We start from the raw sequence: 14,971 nt of genomic DNA, 5'->3' as shown, positions 1-14,971 counted from the left end.
ATTTGCCGCTAGGCTCACGTAAAGCGCCGGCCCTGCCGGGCATCCCGATGCGGATGTTACATCAAACCAGAACATAACGGCGCGCCGCGGGCGCGCCGGCCTGCCCGGGCAAGGGCGGGAAAGGAGAGGTCATGCCGGGAGAGGCCGGAACCCGATGCTGAGCTATGTCGCAGGCCGTCTTGCCGCCATCGCCGCGCTTGCCTTCGGCATCAGCGGGCTCGTCTTCCTGATGCTCAGGATGATCCCCGGCGATCCGGTGCTGGCGCTGCTGGGCACCCAGGCGGCGAATCCGGAAGTCGTGGAGCGGCTGCGCCGCCAGCTCGGGCTCGACGAGCCGCTGGCGGTCCAGTACACGACCTGGCTCGGCAATCTCTTCCGCGGCGATTTCGGCTTCTCCTACGGCCAGCAGCGCCCGGTCTCGGAGCTGATCGCCGCGAATTTCCCCGCCACGCTGCAGCTGACCGTCTGCGCGCTGTTCCTCTCGGTCCTTCTTGGCCTCGCCATCGGCATCGTCGCCGCGCTGAAGCGCAACCGCGCCGCCGACACACTGGGCATGGGGCTGGCGCTGGCGCTGATGTCGATCCCCAGCTTCTGGCTGGGCCTCCTGCTGATCCTGCTCTTCGCGGTCACCTGGCCGATCTTCGACGTGGTCGGCGGCACCGGCTTCAAGGGCGTGGTCCTGCCCGCGGTCACGCTGGCGCTTGGCACGGTGGGGTTCAACGCGCGCTTCATCCGCTCCTCGGTGCTCTCGGCGCAGACGCAGAAGCATGTCATCACCGCCCGCGCCAAGGGGCTGAGCCGCGCGACCGTCTTCCTGCGCCACGTGCTGCGGAACTCGCTGCTGCCGATCCTGACGGTCGTGGGCATCCAGGTCGGCAACCTGCTGTCGGGCACGGTGGTGGTCGAGACCGTCTTCTCCCGCCCGGGGCTCGGCCGGCTGCTGGTCGATGCGATCCTGTCGAAGGACTACCTGACCGTGCAGGCAGTCGTGCTGATCATCGCCGTCATCTATGCCGGCGCGAATTTCGTGGTCGATCTGTGCTACCCGCTGCTCGACCCCAGGATCGCGAGGCGCTGATCCATGGACGTCACCCGGACCCTCCCCGCCGACGATAGCGGCCTGGCCGCGAAGACCCCGCTGTCCGTCGCGCTCTTGCGCGCCTTCCGTCACCGCTCGCTGGCCGCGGGCACGGTGATCTGCGTCGTCCTGGCCCTGCTGGTGATCTGCGCGCCCTGGCTGACGGAATTCGACCCGGCGAAGCAGAGCGCGATGGAGACCTTCCAGCCGCCGTCCCTGGCCCACCCGATGGGCACCGACGCCTTCGGCCGGGACATGATGGCCCGCGTCCTCTATGGCGGCCGCGTCACCATGCTGGCGAGCCTGGCCGTGGTTGTCATGGGCGCGATCGCGGGCACGGTGCTGGGCCTCGTCGCGGGCTATGCCGGCGGCGCGGCGGGCTTCGCCATCATGCGGCTCGTCGACCTGCTGCTGGCCTTTCCCGGCATCCTGCTGGCGCTTGCCATCACCGCGATCCTCGGCCCGGGGCTGGTCAACGGCATCATCGCCATCTCGATCATCCTCGTGCCGGTCTATGCCCGCCTCGTCGAGGGCGCCACGCGCGAGATCCGCAGCCTGCCCTTCGTCGATGCCGCCATCGTGCTGGGCGCGGGGCCGGTCCGCGTCATGGCCACCCATATCCTGCCCAATGTCATGAGCTCGGTGATCGTGATGACCACGACCTGGCTGGGCGTCGCCGCGCTGTGGATCACCGCGCTCGGCTTCATCGGGCTGGGGGTGCAGCCGCCGCAGCCGGAATGGGGCGCGATCCTCAATGACGGGCAGATGTTCCTGACGCTCGCCTGGTGGATGACCGTCTTCCCGGGCGTCTTCCTCTCCCTTTTCATCATCGGCGTGAACCTGCTGGGAGACGGGCTGAGGGACGTGCTCGACCCGACCATCGCCGACTAATTCCGAGGGGCGCCAAGACCCCCGTTCAACAGTGGAGACCAAGATGACTTCGAAGAGACTCCTTCCCCTCCTGGCCGCGCTCGGCCTTGCCCTGCCGGGCATGGCCCATGCGCAGGAGCTGGTCGTCGGCTGGGCCGAGACCAATGACACGCTGAACCCGGTCACCACCGGCAAGCGCAATTCCGGCCCGATCCTGTCGAACATCTTCGACACGCTCGTGTGGATCAGCCCCGAGTTCGAGGTGGAGCCGCTGCTGGCGGAAAGCTGGACCGTCTCCGAGGACGGGCTGAGCTATGTCTTCAAGCTGCGCGAGGACGTGACCTTCCATGACGGCACGCCCTTCGATGCCGCCGCCGTGGTGTCGAATATCGACTACATCACCGGCGAGAACACCCAGTCGAAGATCTCGCTCGGGCTGCTGGGGCCCTGCGCCCATGCCGAGGCCACCGGCGAGTACGAGGTGACCTTCACCTGCGACGAGATCTACGCGCCGCTGCTCGCGCAGATGGGCGAGCCCTATCTGGGCATGCAGTCGCCCGCCGCGATCGAGGAATACGGCGCCGAGCTCGGCCAGCACCCGACCGGCACCGGCCCGTTCAAGTTCGTCTCCTGGACCCCGGGCCAGAGCATCGTGCTGGAGAAGAACCCCGACTACCACTGGATGGCCGCCTCGCTGGGCCATGAGGGCCCGGCGGAGATCGAGAAGATCACCTTCCAGATCGTGCCGAACCCGCAGAGCCGCGTGCAGCAGTTCCAGTCCGGCCAGAGCCAGGTCATGCAGCAGACCCCCGGCCTCTACTGGAAGACGCTGACCGCGACCGGCAAGTACACGGAGCTGCCCGTCGAGATCAGCGGCCTGGGCATCTTCGCGCCGATCAACGCCTCGCTCTTCCCGACCGACGACATCCTGGTGCGCAAGGCGATCATGTACGCCGTCGACCAGAAGGCGCTGATCCAGCTGGCCGAGGCCGGGGTCTATCCGCCGAGCTATACGCCGCTTTCCGCCGGCATGCTCGGCCATGACGAAGCGGCGGCGGAGAAATACCCCTACGACCCGGAGAAGGCGAAGAGCCTGCTGAAGGAAGCCGGCTGGGAATTCGACGGCACGACCTGGACCAAGGACGGCAAGACGCTGAGCATCAAGATCACCGCGATCTCGGGCAAGGCGCATTACATGGCGCAGGCCCAGGCGATCCAGGGCTTCCTGTCGGAGATCGGCTTCGACGCGCAGTTCGAGGCGCTGAACTCGCCGGCCTGGCTCGACCTGAACATCGACGGCGGCTCCACGCTGACGCCGTCGCAGTATATCGGCGTCGACCCCGATGCGCTGCATTTCTGGTTCCTGCCGGACCAGTACTTCAACTGGAGCCACTGGACCAATGACGAGCTGACCGACCTGATCTACCAGGGCCGCTCGGAACTGGACCACGACAAGCGTGCGGCGATCTACCAGAAGATCCAGGACATCCTGCTGGACAATGCGGTGATCCTGCCGATCCGCCAGAATCTCGACCTGACGCTGGCCGAGAAATCCGTGACCGGCATCACCTGGTCGGGCGGCGGCTTCCAGTATTTCGGCGCGGCCTCCATCGCCGAGTGACCATGACCCCGGCCGGTCCCCCGAGGGGCCGGCCCACCAGGACGACCCGAGGCAGGAGTACCCGCATGTCCCATTTCCTGAAGGCCGCGCAGCTGATCGACGGCACCGGCACCCCGCCGCTCGCCGATCCGCTGGTCGAGATCGCGGGCGGCAAGATCGTCTCCGTGGGGCAGGGACCGGCGCCTGAGGGCGCGCCGGTGCAGGCATTTCCCGGCGGCACCATCCTGCCCGGGCTGATCGAGAGCCATTCCCACCTGAACCTTCCCGGAAACGGGCTGACCCTGGAAGAGGCGATGCGCGAGGGCACCGAGGTGATGCTGGCCACCACCATGGGCAACGCCGCCACCGCGCTTGGCGCGGGCATCACCACGATCCGCGATCTCGGCGCCTTCGGCACGACCTCGGTCTCGGCGCGGCGCGCGATCGGGCTGGGCTATGCCAAGGGCGCGCAGATCCTCGCCTGCGGCCAGCCGATCACCATCACCGGCGGCCATACCTGGTACATGGGCGGCGAGGCCGATGGCGAGGACGGGCTGCGGCTGAAAGTGCGCCAGATGCTGAAGGACGGCGCCGATTTCATCAAGGTCATGGGCTCGGGCGGCGGCACGCTCGGCACGATGGCCTGGCGCCCGGCCTACAGCCTGCCCGAGATGCAGGCCATCGTCGGCGAGAGCCACCGCAACGGCCGCATGGTCACGGTCCACTGCCTCTGCGCCGAGGCGATCGACATCGCCATCACCGCGGGCGTCGACCAGATCGAGCATGCGGGCTTCATCACCGGGCCGGGCACCCAGAGCTACGACCCCGCCGTGGCCGAGCGTCTGGCCGCCTCGGGCATCCCGGTCACCTCGACGCTGGCCGTCTGCGGCACGATCCTGAACGCGCTGCGCGCGCTCGAGGCACCGACGCCCGACCAGTCGGCCTTCCTCGACCGCTGGGAGAAGACGCTGGCCATGAACATGGATCACGGGCGCAAGCTGCGCGAGGCGGGCGTGCGCTTCGTCGCCGGGACCGATGCCGGCTGGCGCTACACCTCCTTCGACAGCCTAGTGCAGGAGCTGGAGCTGCTGGAGAAGATCGGCATGAGCCGGGGCGAGGCGATCCACGCCGCCACCGGCTTCGCGGCCGAGGCGATCCATCTGGCGGACCGCGGCACCATCGCGCCCGGCATGGCGGCCGACATCATCGTGACCCCGGGCGATCCCCTGGCCGATCTCGACGCGCTGCGCGATCTGGACCTGATCCTGAAGGACGGCGTCTCCGTCGCGCCCTCGGGCCGCGCGGCGATGAACCCGGTCGCGGCGAGCTGCCCGGCATGACGGCGGCCCCGATTCTCTCGGTGCGGGGTCTCGCCACCCATTTCGACACGCCCAAGGGCACGGTCCGCGCGGTCGACGGCGTCAGCTTCGACGTGCCCGAGGGCCGGACGCTGGGCATCGTCGGCGAGAGCGGCTCGGGCAAATCCGTCACGTCGCTGTCGGTCATGGGGCTGATCGACCCGCCGGGGCGCATCGCGGCGGGCGAGATCCTGTTCCGCGGCCGCGACCTGGCGCAGCTCTCCGAGCGCGAGCGGCAGTCCTTGCGCGGCCAGTCGCTCTGCCTCGTCTTCCAGGACCCGATGGCGGCGCTGAACCCGGTCTACCGCATCGGCCGGCAGGTGGAGGAGACCATCCTCGCCCATCATGCCATCCCCCGCCGCGAGGCCGCCGCCCGCGCGGTGGAGCTTCTGCGCATGGTCGGCATCCCGGATCCCGAGGCACGGGCGCGGGAATTCCCGCACAACCTCTCGGGCGGCATGCGCCAGCGCGTGACCATCGCCATGGCGATGGCGAACAAGCCGGACCTGCTGATCCTCGACGAGCCGACGACCGCGCTCGACGTCACCATCCAGGCGCAGATCCTCGACCTGGTCCGCGGGCTCACCGGGACCACCGTCATGCTCATCACCCACGATATCGGCGTGGTGCGCGAGATGTGCGACGAGGTGGTGGTGATGTATGGCGGCCGGATCATGGAGCATGGCCCCGTCGCCGAGATCACCCGCCGCCCGCGCCATCCCTACACGGCCGGGCTGCTTGCCTCGCTGCCTTCGGGGCGGATGCGCGGCCAGCGGCTGCAGCCCATCGCCGGTTCGGTGCCGAGCCCGCATGCCATGCCTCCGGGATGCCCCTTCGCGCCGCGCTGTCCGCAGGCGATGGCGCGCTGCGCCGAGGCGCCGCCCATGGCCGCGCCGGCGCCCGGCCACCGCGTCGCCTGCTGGCTGGAGGAGACCGTCCATGGGTAAGCATGTCTCCGATGACACGCTGGTCTCGATCCGCGACCTGAAGGTGCATTTCGGCGGCAAGGGCCTGCTGAAGTCCCGGCGCGAGGACGTGGTGCGCGCGGTCGACGGCGTGACGCTCGACATCCGCCGCGGCGAAACGCTGGGGCTGGTCGGCGAATCCGGCTGCGGCAAGTCCACCCTGGGCCGCGCGCTGATGCGGCTGGAGGACCCGCGCGAGGGCTCGATCCTGTTCGAGGGCGAGGACCTCGCCAAGGCGCGGGGGCAAGGGCTCAGGGACCTGCGCAAGGACATGCAGGTCATCTTCCAGGACCCGATGAGCAGCCTCGATCCGCGCATGAAGATCCGCCGGATCATCGCCGAGGGGCTGGTGATCGGCGGCGTTCCGAAGGCGGAGCGAGACGCCCGCGTCGGCGAGCTGATCGAGATCGTCGGCCTGCGCCGCGAGCATCTCGACCGCTACCCGCACGAATTCTCCGGCGGCCAGCGGCAGCGGATCGGCATCGCGAGGGCGCTCGCCATGCGGCCGAAATTCGTGGTGGCGGACGAGCCGGTCTCGGCGCTCGACGTCTCGATCCAGAGCCAGGTGCTGAACCTTCTGTCGGACCTGCAGGACAGCTTCGGCCTGACCTATCTGTTCATCGCGCATGACCTCTCGGTGGTGGAATACATCTCCGACCGGGTCGGCGTGATGTATCTCGGCCGCCTCGTGGAGCTGGCCGACACGGCGGATCTCTATGCCAATCCGCTGATGCCCTATACCCAGGCGCTCTTGTCGGCGATCCCGGACCGCGAGGCCGAGACCGGCGAGGCGCGCATCATCCTCAAGGGCGACGTGCCGAGCCCGAGGAACCCGCCTTCGGGCTGCCCGTTCCGCACCCGCTGCTGGCGGGCGGAGGCAGCCTGCGCCGAAACCCGGCCAGATCTGCGCGAGATCCGCCCGCGCCACTGGGCCGCCTGCCATTTCGCGGAGTAAGAGAAGACATGGACATTCGTTTCGACGGTCTCAAAGTCGCCGTCACCGGCGCGGGCCACGGCATCGGCCGCCAGATCGCGCAGGACTTCGCCCGCGACGGGGCCGAGGTGCTGGCGCTCGACATCAACGAGGCGGGGCTGGCCGAAACCGCCGGGCCCGGCATCGCCACGGCCGTGCTCGACGTGACCGACCCGGCCGCCGTGGCCGCGCTTTTCGCGGGTTTCCCGGCCGATGTGCTGGTGCATTCGGCTGGCGGGGTGAAGGGGCAGGCGGGCCGCCCGGTGGAGGAGATCAGCCTTGCGGACTGGCAGGCGATCCTCGACGTGAACCTGACCGGCGCCTTCCTCTGCGCCCAGGCGGCGATCCCGGCGATGAAGGCGAAGGGAACAGGCCGGATCGTGACGATCACCTCCGGCGCGGGGCTGGGGCCGAGCCTGACCGGCATCCAGGCCTATGCGTCGGCCAAGCATGGCGAGGTCGGCCTGACCCGGCAGCTCGCCCATGAGCTGGGCCCCCACGGCATCACCGTGAATTCGGTCGCGCCGGGCTTCGTCCGCTCGAACCCCACCACCGAGAGGCAGTGGGAGGCCTACGGCGCCGAGGGCCAGGCGCGGCTGGTCGAGGGCATCGCCATGCGCCGCACCGGACGGGCGGAGGACATCTCTTCCATGGTGCTGTTTCTCGCCAGCGCGCAGGCCGAGTGGATCACCGGCCAGATCATCCGCGTGGACGGGGGCAAGTGATGGGCGCGCAGACAGAACAGACAGAGGCCGCCGCCACCGCGATGAAGGCGGCCGTGCAGGACCGCATCGCCCGCTTCGCCGCCATTCCCAGCGTCTCGACCGACCCGGTCTACGCGCCCTTCATGCGCCAGGCGGTGGAGTTCCTGACCGGCTACCTGCGCGAGATCGGCTTCGGCGCGGTGACCGTCAACGAGACCCCGGGCCATCCGATCGTCACCGCCGAGTGGATGGGCGCGCCCGGCGCGCCGACCGTGCTGGTCTACGGCCATTACGACGTGCAGCCGCCCGATCCGCTGGAGGCCTGGCTGACCCCGCCCTTCGAGCCCTCGGTCCGCGACGGGCGGCTCTATGGCCGCGGCGTCTCGGACGACAAGGGGCCGCTCCTCGTCGCGCTCGGCGCGATGGAGGCCTGGCTTGCCGCGGGCGGGCTGCCGGTCAATGTCAAGCTGCTGGTCGAGGGTTCCGAGGAGATGGGCAGCGCCCATCTGGAGGAATTCGTCGAGGCCCGCGCCGATGCACTGGCCGCCGATTTCCTGCTCTCGGCCGATGGCGCGATGTGGCGGGCCGACCTGCCCAGCGTCACGGTGGCGAGCCGCGGCATGTGCGCGCTGAACGTCCATCTCACGGGCGCCGCCAAGGACCTGCATTCCGGCCGCTATGGCGGCGGCGTGCCGAATGCCGCGCAGGTGCTCACCCGGCTCTGCGCGACGCTGCATGACGACCAGGGCCGCGTCGCGGTGGCGGGCTTCTACGACGGCGTGACCCCGCCCGATGCGGCGCAGCGCGCGGCACTGTCCGCGCTGCCCTTCGACGAACCGGGCTTCCTGGCCGGGCTGGGCGTCAAGGCGCCCGCGGGCGAGGCGGGCTACGGCTTTCTCGAGCGCAACTGGCTCAGGCCCACGCTGGAGGTGAACGGGCTGAAGGCGGGCTATACCGGCACCGGCTTCAAGACCGTGATCGGCGCGGAGGCCGAGGCCAAGCTGTCCTGCCGGCTCGTCCCCGGCCAGACGCCGGAGCGCGTCCTGGGGCTGCTCAAGGACCATCTGCGCCGCCACTGCCCGGACAGCGTAGAGATGCGCTTCGAGGAAAAGCCCGGCGGCGCGCATCCCTCGCTCATCGCCGAGGACCATCCCGGCGTGAAGCTCGCGCTCGACATCCTCGGCGAGACGTCGGGCCAGACCGCGCGCTGCGTCCGCATGGGCGCCACCATCCCGATCGCCGAGATGGCGCAGCGCGTCCTCGGCATGGGCACCGTCTTCTTCTCCTTCTCCACCGCCGACGAGGACTACCACGCGCCGAACGAATTCTTCCGCCTGGCGCGGATGGAGGAGGGGCTGGTCGCCTGGACGCGCTATCTGGGCCGGCTGGCGGAGATCGATTTCGGCAAGCACAAGGAGGCGGCGGAATGACCGCGCAGGAACCCTGGCAATGGGACGAGAGCATCTGGCGGGGCAAGGTGGAGCGGGTCCGCGCAGGCCGCCCGCTGAAGCCCGCCGCCTGGCCGGACGGGAAACGCTGCGCCGTGGCGCTCAGCTTCGATGTCGACCATGACACCAACGAGCTGCGCGACGGCGGCGAGTCGATCGGCGCGATGAGCCGCGGCCAGTACGGCAACCGCCAGGGCATCCCGCGGATCATGGACCTGATCCGCCGCCACGACCTGCGCGCGACCTTCTACGTCCCCGCCGTGGTCGCGCTGCTCTACCCGGACGAGACGCGGATGTTCGCCGCCGAGGGCCACGAGGTCGGCATCCACGGCTGGATCCACGAGCGCAACTCGGTCCTGCCCCATGCCGCCGAGCGGGACCTGCAGATGCGCGCCGCCGACACGCTGGAGAAGATCGCGGGCATCCGCCCCGTCGGCATCCGCACGCCGAGCTGGGACTTCTCGCATCACACGCTGGAGATCACCCGCGACATGGGGCTGCTCTACGACAGCTCGCTGATGGCCGATGTCGACTGCCACGCGCTGCTCCTCGACGGCGAGGACTGCGGCGTCGTCGAGCTGCCGGTCGAATGGATCCGCGACGACGCGGTCTATTTCAACATGAACCGCTTCTCGGCGCTGCGCCCCTACACGCCGCCCGAGGCCGTGCTCGACATCTTCCGCCGCGAATTCGAGGCGGCCCATGCCGAGGGCGGGATCTTCCAGCTGACCATGCATCCCCATGTCATCGGCTACCGCTCGCGGATCTGGATCCTCGAGGAGCTGGTCAAGCTGATCAAGGCGAAAGGCGACTGCTGGTTCGCCCCCCATGCCGAGATCGCCGCCTGGGCGCGCGACCATGCGGTCTGAGAGGAAAGTCGCCATCGTCACCGGCGGCGGCCGCGGCATCGGCCGGGGCTGCGCGCTCGATCTGGCGGCGAAGGGCGCGGATATCGTGCTGGTCGACCTGATCCCCGGGGACCTCACCCGCACCGCCGCCGAGATCGCCGCGCTCGGCGCCCGCGTGCTGACCTACGAGGCCGATGTCGCCGACCACGCCGCCGCTGCCCGCATCGCGGGCGAGGTGCAGGCGCATTGGGGGCGGCTCGACATCCTGGTCTGCAATGCCGGGAAATCCCAGCCGAAGGGCATCGCCGAGATCACCGAAGAGGAATTCGACCGCACCATCGCGGTCAATCTCAAGGGCGCCTTCAACTGGACGCAGGCGGTGCTGCCCGTCATGGCCGAGGGCCGGATCGTGATGATGTCGAGCCTGAACGCCCATACCGGCGGGGTGACGAGCGCGGTCAGCCGCTTCGCCTATACCACCGCCAAGGCCGGGCTCCTCGGCATGACCCGGGCGCTGGCCAAGGAGCTGGCGCCGCGCATCCTCGTCAACGCCGTCTGCCCCGGCGTGATCCGCACGGAGCTGACCGGCGCGATGATCGGCGCGCGCGAGGCCGAGCTGGCCGCGGGGATCAGCCTCGGCCGCCTCGGCACGCCCGGCGATGTCGCCCAGGTGGTCAGCTTCCTGGCGCTCTCCGAGCCCTGCTTCGTCACCGGCCAGGACATCTCGGTGGAGGGCGGCCAGTGGGTCACCTGAGCCGTCCCGCCCCGGCCGCAGAGCCGGGGCCTCCGCGGCTCAGGCCGGGACCACCCGCCCGGGATTGAGGATGCCCGCCGGGTCGAGCGCCGCCTTCACCGTGCGCATCAGCGCCAGCTCGGCAGGGTCCTTGTAGCGGCGCATCTCGCCGATATGGATCGACCCCACGCCATGCTCGGCACTGAAGGTGCCGCCCATCGCATGGGCGATGTCATAGGCGCGCCGGTCCAGATCGGCCTGCACCGCCTCCGGATCGGGAATCCCGGCCCAGTCTTCGTGCGAGAACATCGCGATCCAGTGCAGGTTGCCGTCGCCGACATGGCTGACCACCACCTGGCGGGCCTGCGGATAGTGCTCGGCCAGCATCGCCTCCGCTTCCGCCAGGAAATCGCCGATCCGCGCGATCGGCACCGCGATGTCATGGGTCAGCCCCATCCCCTCGCGGACATTCGCCTCGGTCACGGTATGGCGCTGCGCCCAGATCGCCTCGCGCTGGCGGGCGTTCTGGCCGATCACCGCATCGACCAGCGTGCCCGCCTCCAGCATCGGCTCCAGCGCCGCGGCCAGCCCGTCGAGCATCTCCTCTTCCGCGCGCCCGCCCGCGATCTCGACCAGCAGCGACCAGGCCGCGCCCCCGGGCAGGGGCAGGGCGAGCTGCGGAAAATGCCGGGCGACGATCTCCACCTGGCTGGCCGACAGCAGTTCCAGCGCATCGACCTCGCCGGGGAAGGCGGCGCGCATCGCCTGCGCGGTCTCCAGCACCTCCGCGGCCGAGGTGAAATGCAGAAGCGCCGTCACCCGCGAGACCGGTCGCGGGAACAGCCGCAGCGTCGCGCCGGTGACGATCCCGAGCGTCCCTTCGGTGCCGATCATCAGCTGCTTCAGGTCGAGCCCGGTATTGTTCTTGCGCAGCGACCGCAGCCCGTTCCAGACCGTGCCGTCGGCCAGCACCGCCTCGACCCCCAGCACCAGGTCGCGCATCGTGCCGTAGCGCACCACCGCGGTGCCGCCGGCATTGGTCGCGATATTGCCGCCGATCTGGCAGCTGCCCTCGGCGCCGAGCGACAGCGGAAAGAGCCGGCCGATGCCTTCCGCCGCCTCCTGCACCGCCTGCAGCGTGACCCCGGCATCGACGGTGATGCTGTCATCGCCGGGCGAGACGTCGCGGATGCGGTTCAGCCGCCCGAGGCACAGCACGATCCCCGCCCCGTCGCCGCCCGGCACCGAGCCGCCGCAGATGCCGGTATTGCCGCCCTGCGGCCAGACCGGGGTGCCGGTCTCGTGGCAGAGCCGGACCACCGCCGCCACCGCCTCGACCGTGCCGGGAAAGGCCACCGCGCGGGCGCGGCCGGAATAGCGGCGGCGCCAGTCGGTGAAATGCGGCGCCATCTCCTCTTCGCCGGTCAGCACGGTGACATCCGGAATGGCGGCGAGCCGCGCGTCGAACGGGGTCATGCAGCTGCTCCGGCCAGCGCCGCCGCGGCGCAGTCTTCCTCCAGCGCCAGCGCCTCGGGCAGCTCGGCGCGCAGCCGCGCGCGGGTCGCCTCCGAGGCCGGGCGAAGGGGCGGCAGCGGATCGCCCTGCGGCTCGCCCAGGATCTCCATCGCGGCGCGCAGCGGCACGGGATTGTGCTCGCTGAAAAGCGTCCCGACATAGGGCATCAGCCGCCGGTGCAGCGCGGTGGCCTCCGCCATCTGCCCCGAAGAGGCCAGCGCGTGGATCCGCGCCCAGGCCCGCGGGAAGAGGCAGGAGGTCGCCAGCAGCCCGCCCTTGGCGCCCATCGCGACATGGACCGGATAGACGTTCTCCTCGCCCGAGAGGATGTCGATATCGGCCCCGGCCAGCGCGACCGTGCGCATCTGGTGCGGCAGGCTGGGCGAGCACGCCTTCATCGCGGTGACGCGGGTCTCGCGCCCCAGCGCGGCGACGGTCTCCGCCTCCAGGTCGATGCCGGTGCGGTAGGGGATTTCATAGAGCATCTGCGGCAGGACCGAGGCGTCCGAGACGGCCTTGTAGTAGTCGAGGATCCCCGCCTGGGTCGGGCGCGCGTAATAGGGCGTGACCACCATCAGCATGTCGGCGCCGGCCGCCTCATAGGCGCGCGCCGCGGCCAGCGTCTCGCCGATCCCCGGGGTCAGGATGCCCGCGATCACCGGCACGCGGCCCGCCACGGCCTCGAGCGTCGCCTCCAGCATTTCCAGCCGCTGGTCCGGCGTCAGCGCGGTCGCCTCGCCAGTGCCGCCGATCGGGGCGATGCCTTGCGCGCCCGCGGCGACCAGCCGCTCGGCCAGCCGCGCCGCGGCGGCGCGGTCGATGCGGCCATCCGCCAGAAGCGGCGTCGGCGTGGCGGTGATGATGCCGGAGAGTCTCAGCATGGCGGCAGTCCTTCCTGTTGTCCTAGCCCCGTTCTGCGCCCGCCGGGGGCAGGCGCAAAGGGGAAACTGTGTCGGATCGGAAATTTTCGTTGCCTTTAGGCAATACCCGACCCTGCGCGCTGCTTTTTCAGGCGGCGGCCTCCGGGGCCGCTTTCTCAGGCGGCCGCCTTCGGGGCAGCTTTCTTAGGCGGCCGGCTCCGGGGCCGACGGCACGAGCCCTGGCAGATCCTCGCGGCGCAGCCCCGAGAGCGCCATCGCCTCCTCCAGCTCCTGCAGGAGCCCGGCCAGCGCGGCCGCGGCACCGGGCGCGCCGGCCGCAGCCAGTCCCCAGAGAGGCAGCCGCCCGGTCATCACCCCAGCGGCCCCGGCGTGGAGGTATTTCAGCACGTCGCTGCCACGGCGCACGCCGCTATCGGCCATGACTTCCAGCCGGGAGCCCGCCGCGGCGCGGATCTCCGGCAGCAGGTCGATCGGCGCGGGGCAGGGGTCGAAATTCCGCCCGCCATGGGAGGAGACGACGATCCCGTCGGCCCCGAGCGCCGCAGCGCGTTCGGCGTCCTCGGGATGGCAGATGCCCTTCAGCAGCAGCCGGCCGGGCCAGCGCTCGCGGATCCGGGCGATGTCCTCCCAGCTCAGCGCCGGGCGCAGCGCGACGCGCGGATCGGCGGCGCTGCGGGTCAGGGTGGGGCGGCTGCCCTCGGGATAGTGGCCATAGGCCGGCATGCCGCCGCGCAGCAGCTCCGGCAGGATCACCCGGCAGGCCCAGGGCAGGTGCAGCGCGATGTCGATCACCGTCGGCGCGCGCCAGCGGAAGGGCATGCCGAAGCCGCGGCGGATGTTCCAGTCCTTGCGCGAGGCGACCGGCGTGTCGACCGTCGGCACCAGCACCTCGGCGCCATGATCCGCGGCCTGGCGCATCAGCGCATAAGTCAGGTCCATCTCGGCCCAGCAATAGAGCTGGAACCAGATCCGCGCCTCGGGCACCGCGGCCCGGATCGCGCCGATCGGGGTGATCGACTGGGTGGAGAGGCAGAAGGGCAGGCCGGCCCCTGCCGCAGCACGCGCCAGCGCGATCTCGCCGTCGCGGGCGACGAGCCCGGCCATGGCAGTCGGGGCGATCACGACCGGCGCGGCCATCGGCGTTCCGAGGATCTCGCAGCCGGTCTCGACCGGCCGGTCGCCCTGCAGCATCCGCGGGGTAATCGTCGCCGCGTCCAGCCGGGCGCGGTCGCGCGCCAGCGCGATCTCGGCACCGACGCCGCGGTCGATATAGTCGAAAAGGCCCCGCGGCAGGCGGCGGCGGGCCTGGCGGCGCCAGGCCTCGAAGCTGCGCAGCGCCGGGCCCGGCGCCGGTGTCATGCGGTCATGACCCAGACGACCTCGGCATCCTCGGGCCCGATCGAGGTCCAGGCATGGCCGGCGGAGGCGTCGTAGTAGACCGAGTCGCCCGGCCCCATCTCCAGCGGCTGGTAGGCGCCCGAATGCAGCAGCATCCGCCCCTTCAGCACCATCAGGAAGACCTCGTCATCCGAGCGCGGCAGGGCAGGGTAGTCGGCCTCGAGGTCGCGCGCCGTCACCCGGGTCAGTATCGGCACCATCTTCTTGTTCTTCATCTCCGCGCAGAGCAGCACGTTGGCACAGCTCTGCGAGGTATGCGGCGTGCCCTGGCCCGCACGGGTCACTACGCGGCGGCCCTGCACCGGCTCGGTCTTCGGCACCTCCTCGAAGAGCTGGGACATCTCGATATCGAGCCCGGCGACGATCTTCTGCAGCGTGGCGACCGTGGGTGACAGCTCGTTGCGCTCGATCTTCGACAGGGTGGACGCCGCCACGCCCGAGGCCTTGGCCAGCGCCTGCAGCGACATCGCGCGGTCGCGCCGCAGCGTCTCGATCTGCCGCGCCAGCCCGTCCTCGGGCCCGCCGGAGCGCCGTCGCAGGGCGGCCGGGGCCGGCTCGGCCACTCCCATCAGCTCGTTCCCGTTGGTCTCCATCAGCGCG

Annotated in this window: 14 protein-coding genes; 10 read left to right on the top strand and 4 right to left on the bottom strand. The window is 70.5% G+C overall.

The genetic code is table 11. The annotated features are described in order from the left end of the window. Window positions 1-154 precede the first annotated feature (154 nt). From FGX59_RS13510 to FGX59_RS13465, 10 genes are all read left to right on the top strand, one after another. Window positions 155-1,078: an ABC transporter permease gene (locus FGX59_RS13510; protein WP_138467132.1), complete on the top strand. Its 924-nt coding sequence runs from the start codon at window positions 155-157 to the stop codon at window positions 1,076-1,078. Window positions 1,079-1,081: 3 nt separating this feature from the next. Further along, window positions 1,082-1,969, top strand: a complete 888-nt coding sequence (locus FGX59_RS13505) for an ABC transporter permease (RefSeq protein ID WP_138467130.1) — start codon at window positions 1,082-1,084, stop codon at window positions 1,967-1,969. 43 nt (window positions 1,970-2,012) lie between these two features. Further along, a complete protein-coding gene (locus FGX59_RS13500; protein WP_138467129.1) occupies window positions 2,013-3,569 on the top strand; it encodes an ABC transporter substrate-binding protein in 1,557 nt (518 codons plus the stop codon). Between the two features lie 65 nt (window positions 3,570-3,634). Further along, window positions 3,635-4,888 carry an amidohydrolase family protein gene (locus tag FGX59_RS13495; protein ID WP_171060641.1) on the top strand — a complete coding sequence of 418 codons (1,254 nt, stop codon included), beginning with the start codon at window positions 3,635-3,637 and terminating at the stop codon, window positions 4,886-4,888. Further along, window positions 4,885-5,853 (top strand): ABC transporter ATP-binding protein, encoded by a 969-nt coding sequence (locus FGX59_RS13490; RefSeq protein ID WP_138467125.1) that lies wholly within the window; start codon window positions 4,885-4,887, stop codon window positions 5,851-5,853. Before FGX59_RS13495 ends, FGX59_RS13490 begins: the two co-directional genes overlap by 4 nt. After that, complete coding sequence (locus FGX59_RS13485; RefSeq protein ID WP_138467123.1) at window positions 5,846-6,826, top strand: ABC transporter ATP-binding protein; 981 nt, start codon at window positions 5,846-5,848, stop codon at window positions 6,824-6,826. The genes FGX59_RS13490 and FGX59_RS13485 overlap by 8 nt, the downstream gene beginning before the upstream one ends. Before the next feature lie 8 nt (window positions 6,827-6,834). Then, window positions 6,835-7,569 carry an SDR family NAD(P)-dependent oxidoreductase gene (locus FGX59_RS13480; protein WP_138467122.1) on the top strand — a complete coding sequence of 245 codons (735 nt, stop codon included), beginning with the start codon at window positions 6,835-6,837 and terminating at the stop codon, window positions 7,567-7,569. Then, window positions 7,569-8,978 carry a dipeptidase gene (locus tag FGX59_RS13475; RefSeq protein ID WP_138467120.1) on the top strand — a complete coding sequence of 470 codons (1,410 nt, stop codon included), beginning with the start codon at window positions 7,569-7,571 and terminating at the stop codon, window positions 8,976-8,978. Before FGX59_RS13480 ends, FGX59_RS13475 begins: the two co-directional genes overlap by 1 nt. Further along, window positions 8,975-9,865, top strand: a complete 891-nt coding sequence (locus FGX59_RS13470) for a polysaccharide deacetylase (RefSeq protein WP_138467118.1) — start codon at window positions 8,975-8,977, stop codon at window positions 9,863-9,865. Before FGX59_RS13475 ends, FGX59_RS13470 begins: the two co-directional genes overlap by 4 nt. Further along, entirely contained in the window at window positions 9,855-10,598 is a 744-nt protein-coding gene (locus FGX59_RS13465; protein WP_138467116.1) for an SDR family NAD(P)-dependent oxidoreductase, read from the top strand. The genes FGX59_RS13470 and FGX59_RS13465 overlap by 11 nt, the downstream gene beginning before the upstream one ends. Window positions 10,599-10,637: 39 nt before the next feature. Here the strand turns inward: FGX59_RS13465 and FGX59_RS13460 are convergent, their stop codons facing one another. The 4 genes from FGX59_RS13460 to FGX59_RS13445 all read right to left on the bottom strand — a co-directional run bounded on the left by FGX59_RS13460 (window position 10,638) and on the right by FGX59_RS13445 (window position 14,964). After that, the gene (locus FGX59_RS13460) at window positions 10,638-12,053 is read right to left on the bottom strand and encodes an FAD-binding oxidoreductase (RefSeq protein WP_138467114.1); all 1,416 of its coding nucleotides are present in this window, start codon (window positions 12,051-12,053) and stop codon (window positions 10,638-10,640) included. After that, a complete protein-coding gene (dapA, locus tag FGX59_RS13455; RefSeq protein WP_138467111.1) occupies window positions 12,050-12,973 on the bottom strand; it encodes a 4-hydroxy-tetrahydrodipicolinate synthase in 924 nt (307 codons plus the stop codon). Before dapA ends, FGX59_RS13460 begins: the two co-directional genes overlap by 4 nt. A 183-nt stretch (window positions 12,974-13,156) precedes the next feature. Next, on the bottom strand, window positions 13,157-14,332 hold the full coding sequence (locus tag FGX59_RS13450) for an alpha-hydroxy acid oxidase (protein ID WP_138467109.1): 1,176 nt from the start codon (window positions 14,330-14,332) through the stop codon (window positions 13,157-13,159). Next, window positions 14,329-14,964 (bottom strand): helix-turn-helix domain-containing protein, encoded by a 636-nt coding sequence (locus FGX59_RS13445; RefSeq protein WP_138467107.1) that lies wholly within the window; start codon window positions 14,962-14,964, stop codon window positions 14,329-14,331. The genes FGX59_RS13450 and FGX59_RS13445 overlap by 4 nt, the downstream gene beginning before the upstream one ends. Window positions 14,965-14,971 lie beyond the last annotated feature (7 nt).

Source organism: Poseidonocella sp. HB161398 (genome assembly GCF_005870025.1).
Lineage (GTDB): Bacteria > Pseudomonadota > Alphaproteobacteria > Rhodobacterales > Rhodobacteraceae > Mangrovicoccus.
The sequence above is the reverse complement of the archived record's forward strand: the minus strand, read 5'-3'. Positions and strand labels throughout refer to the sequence as shown.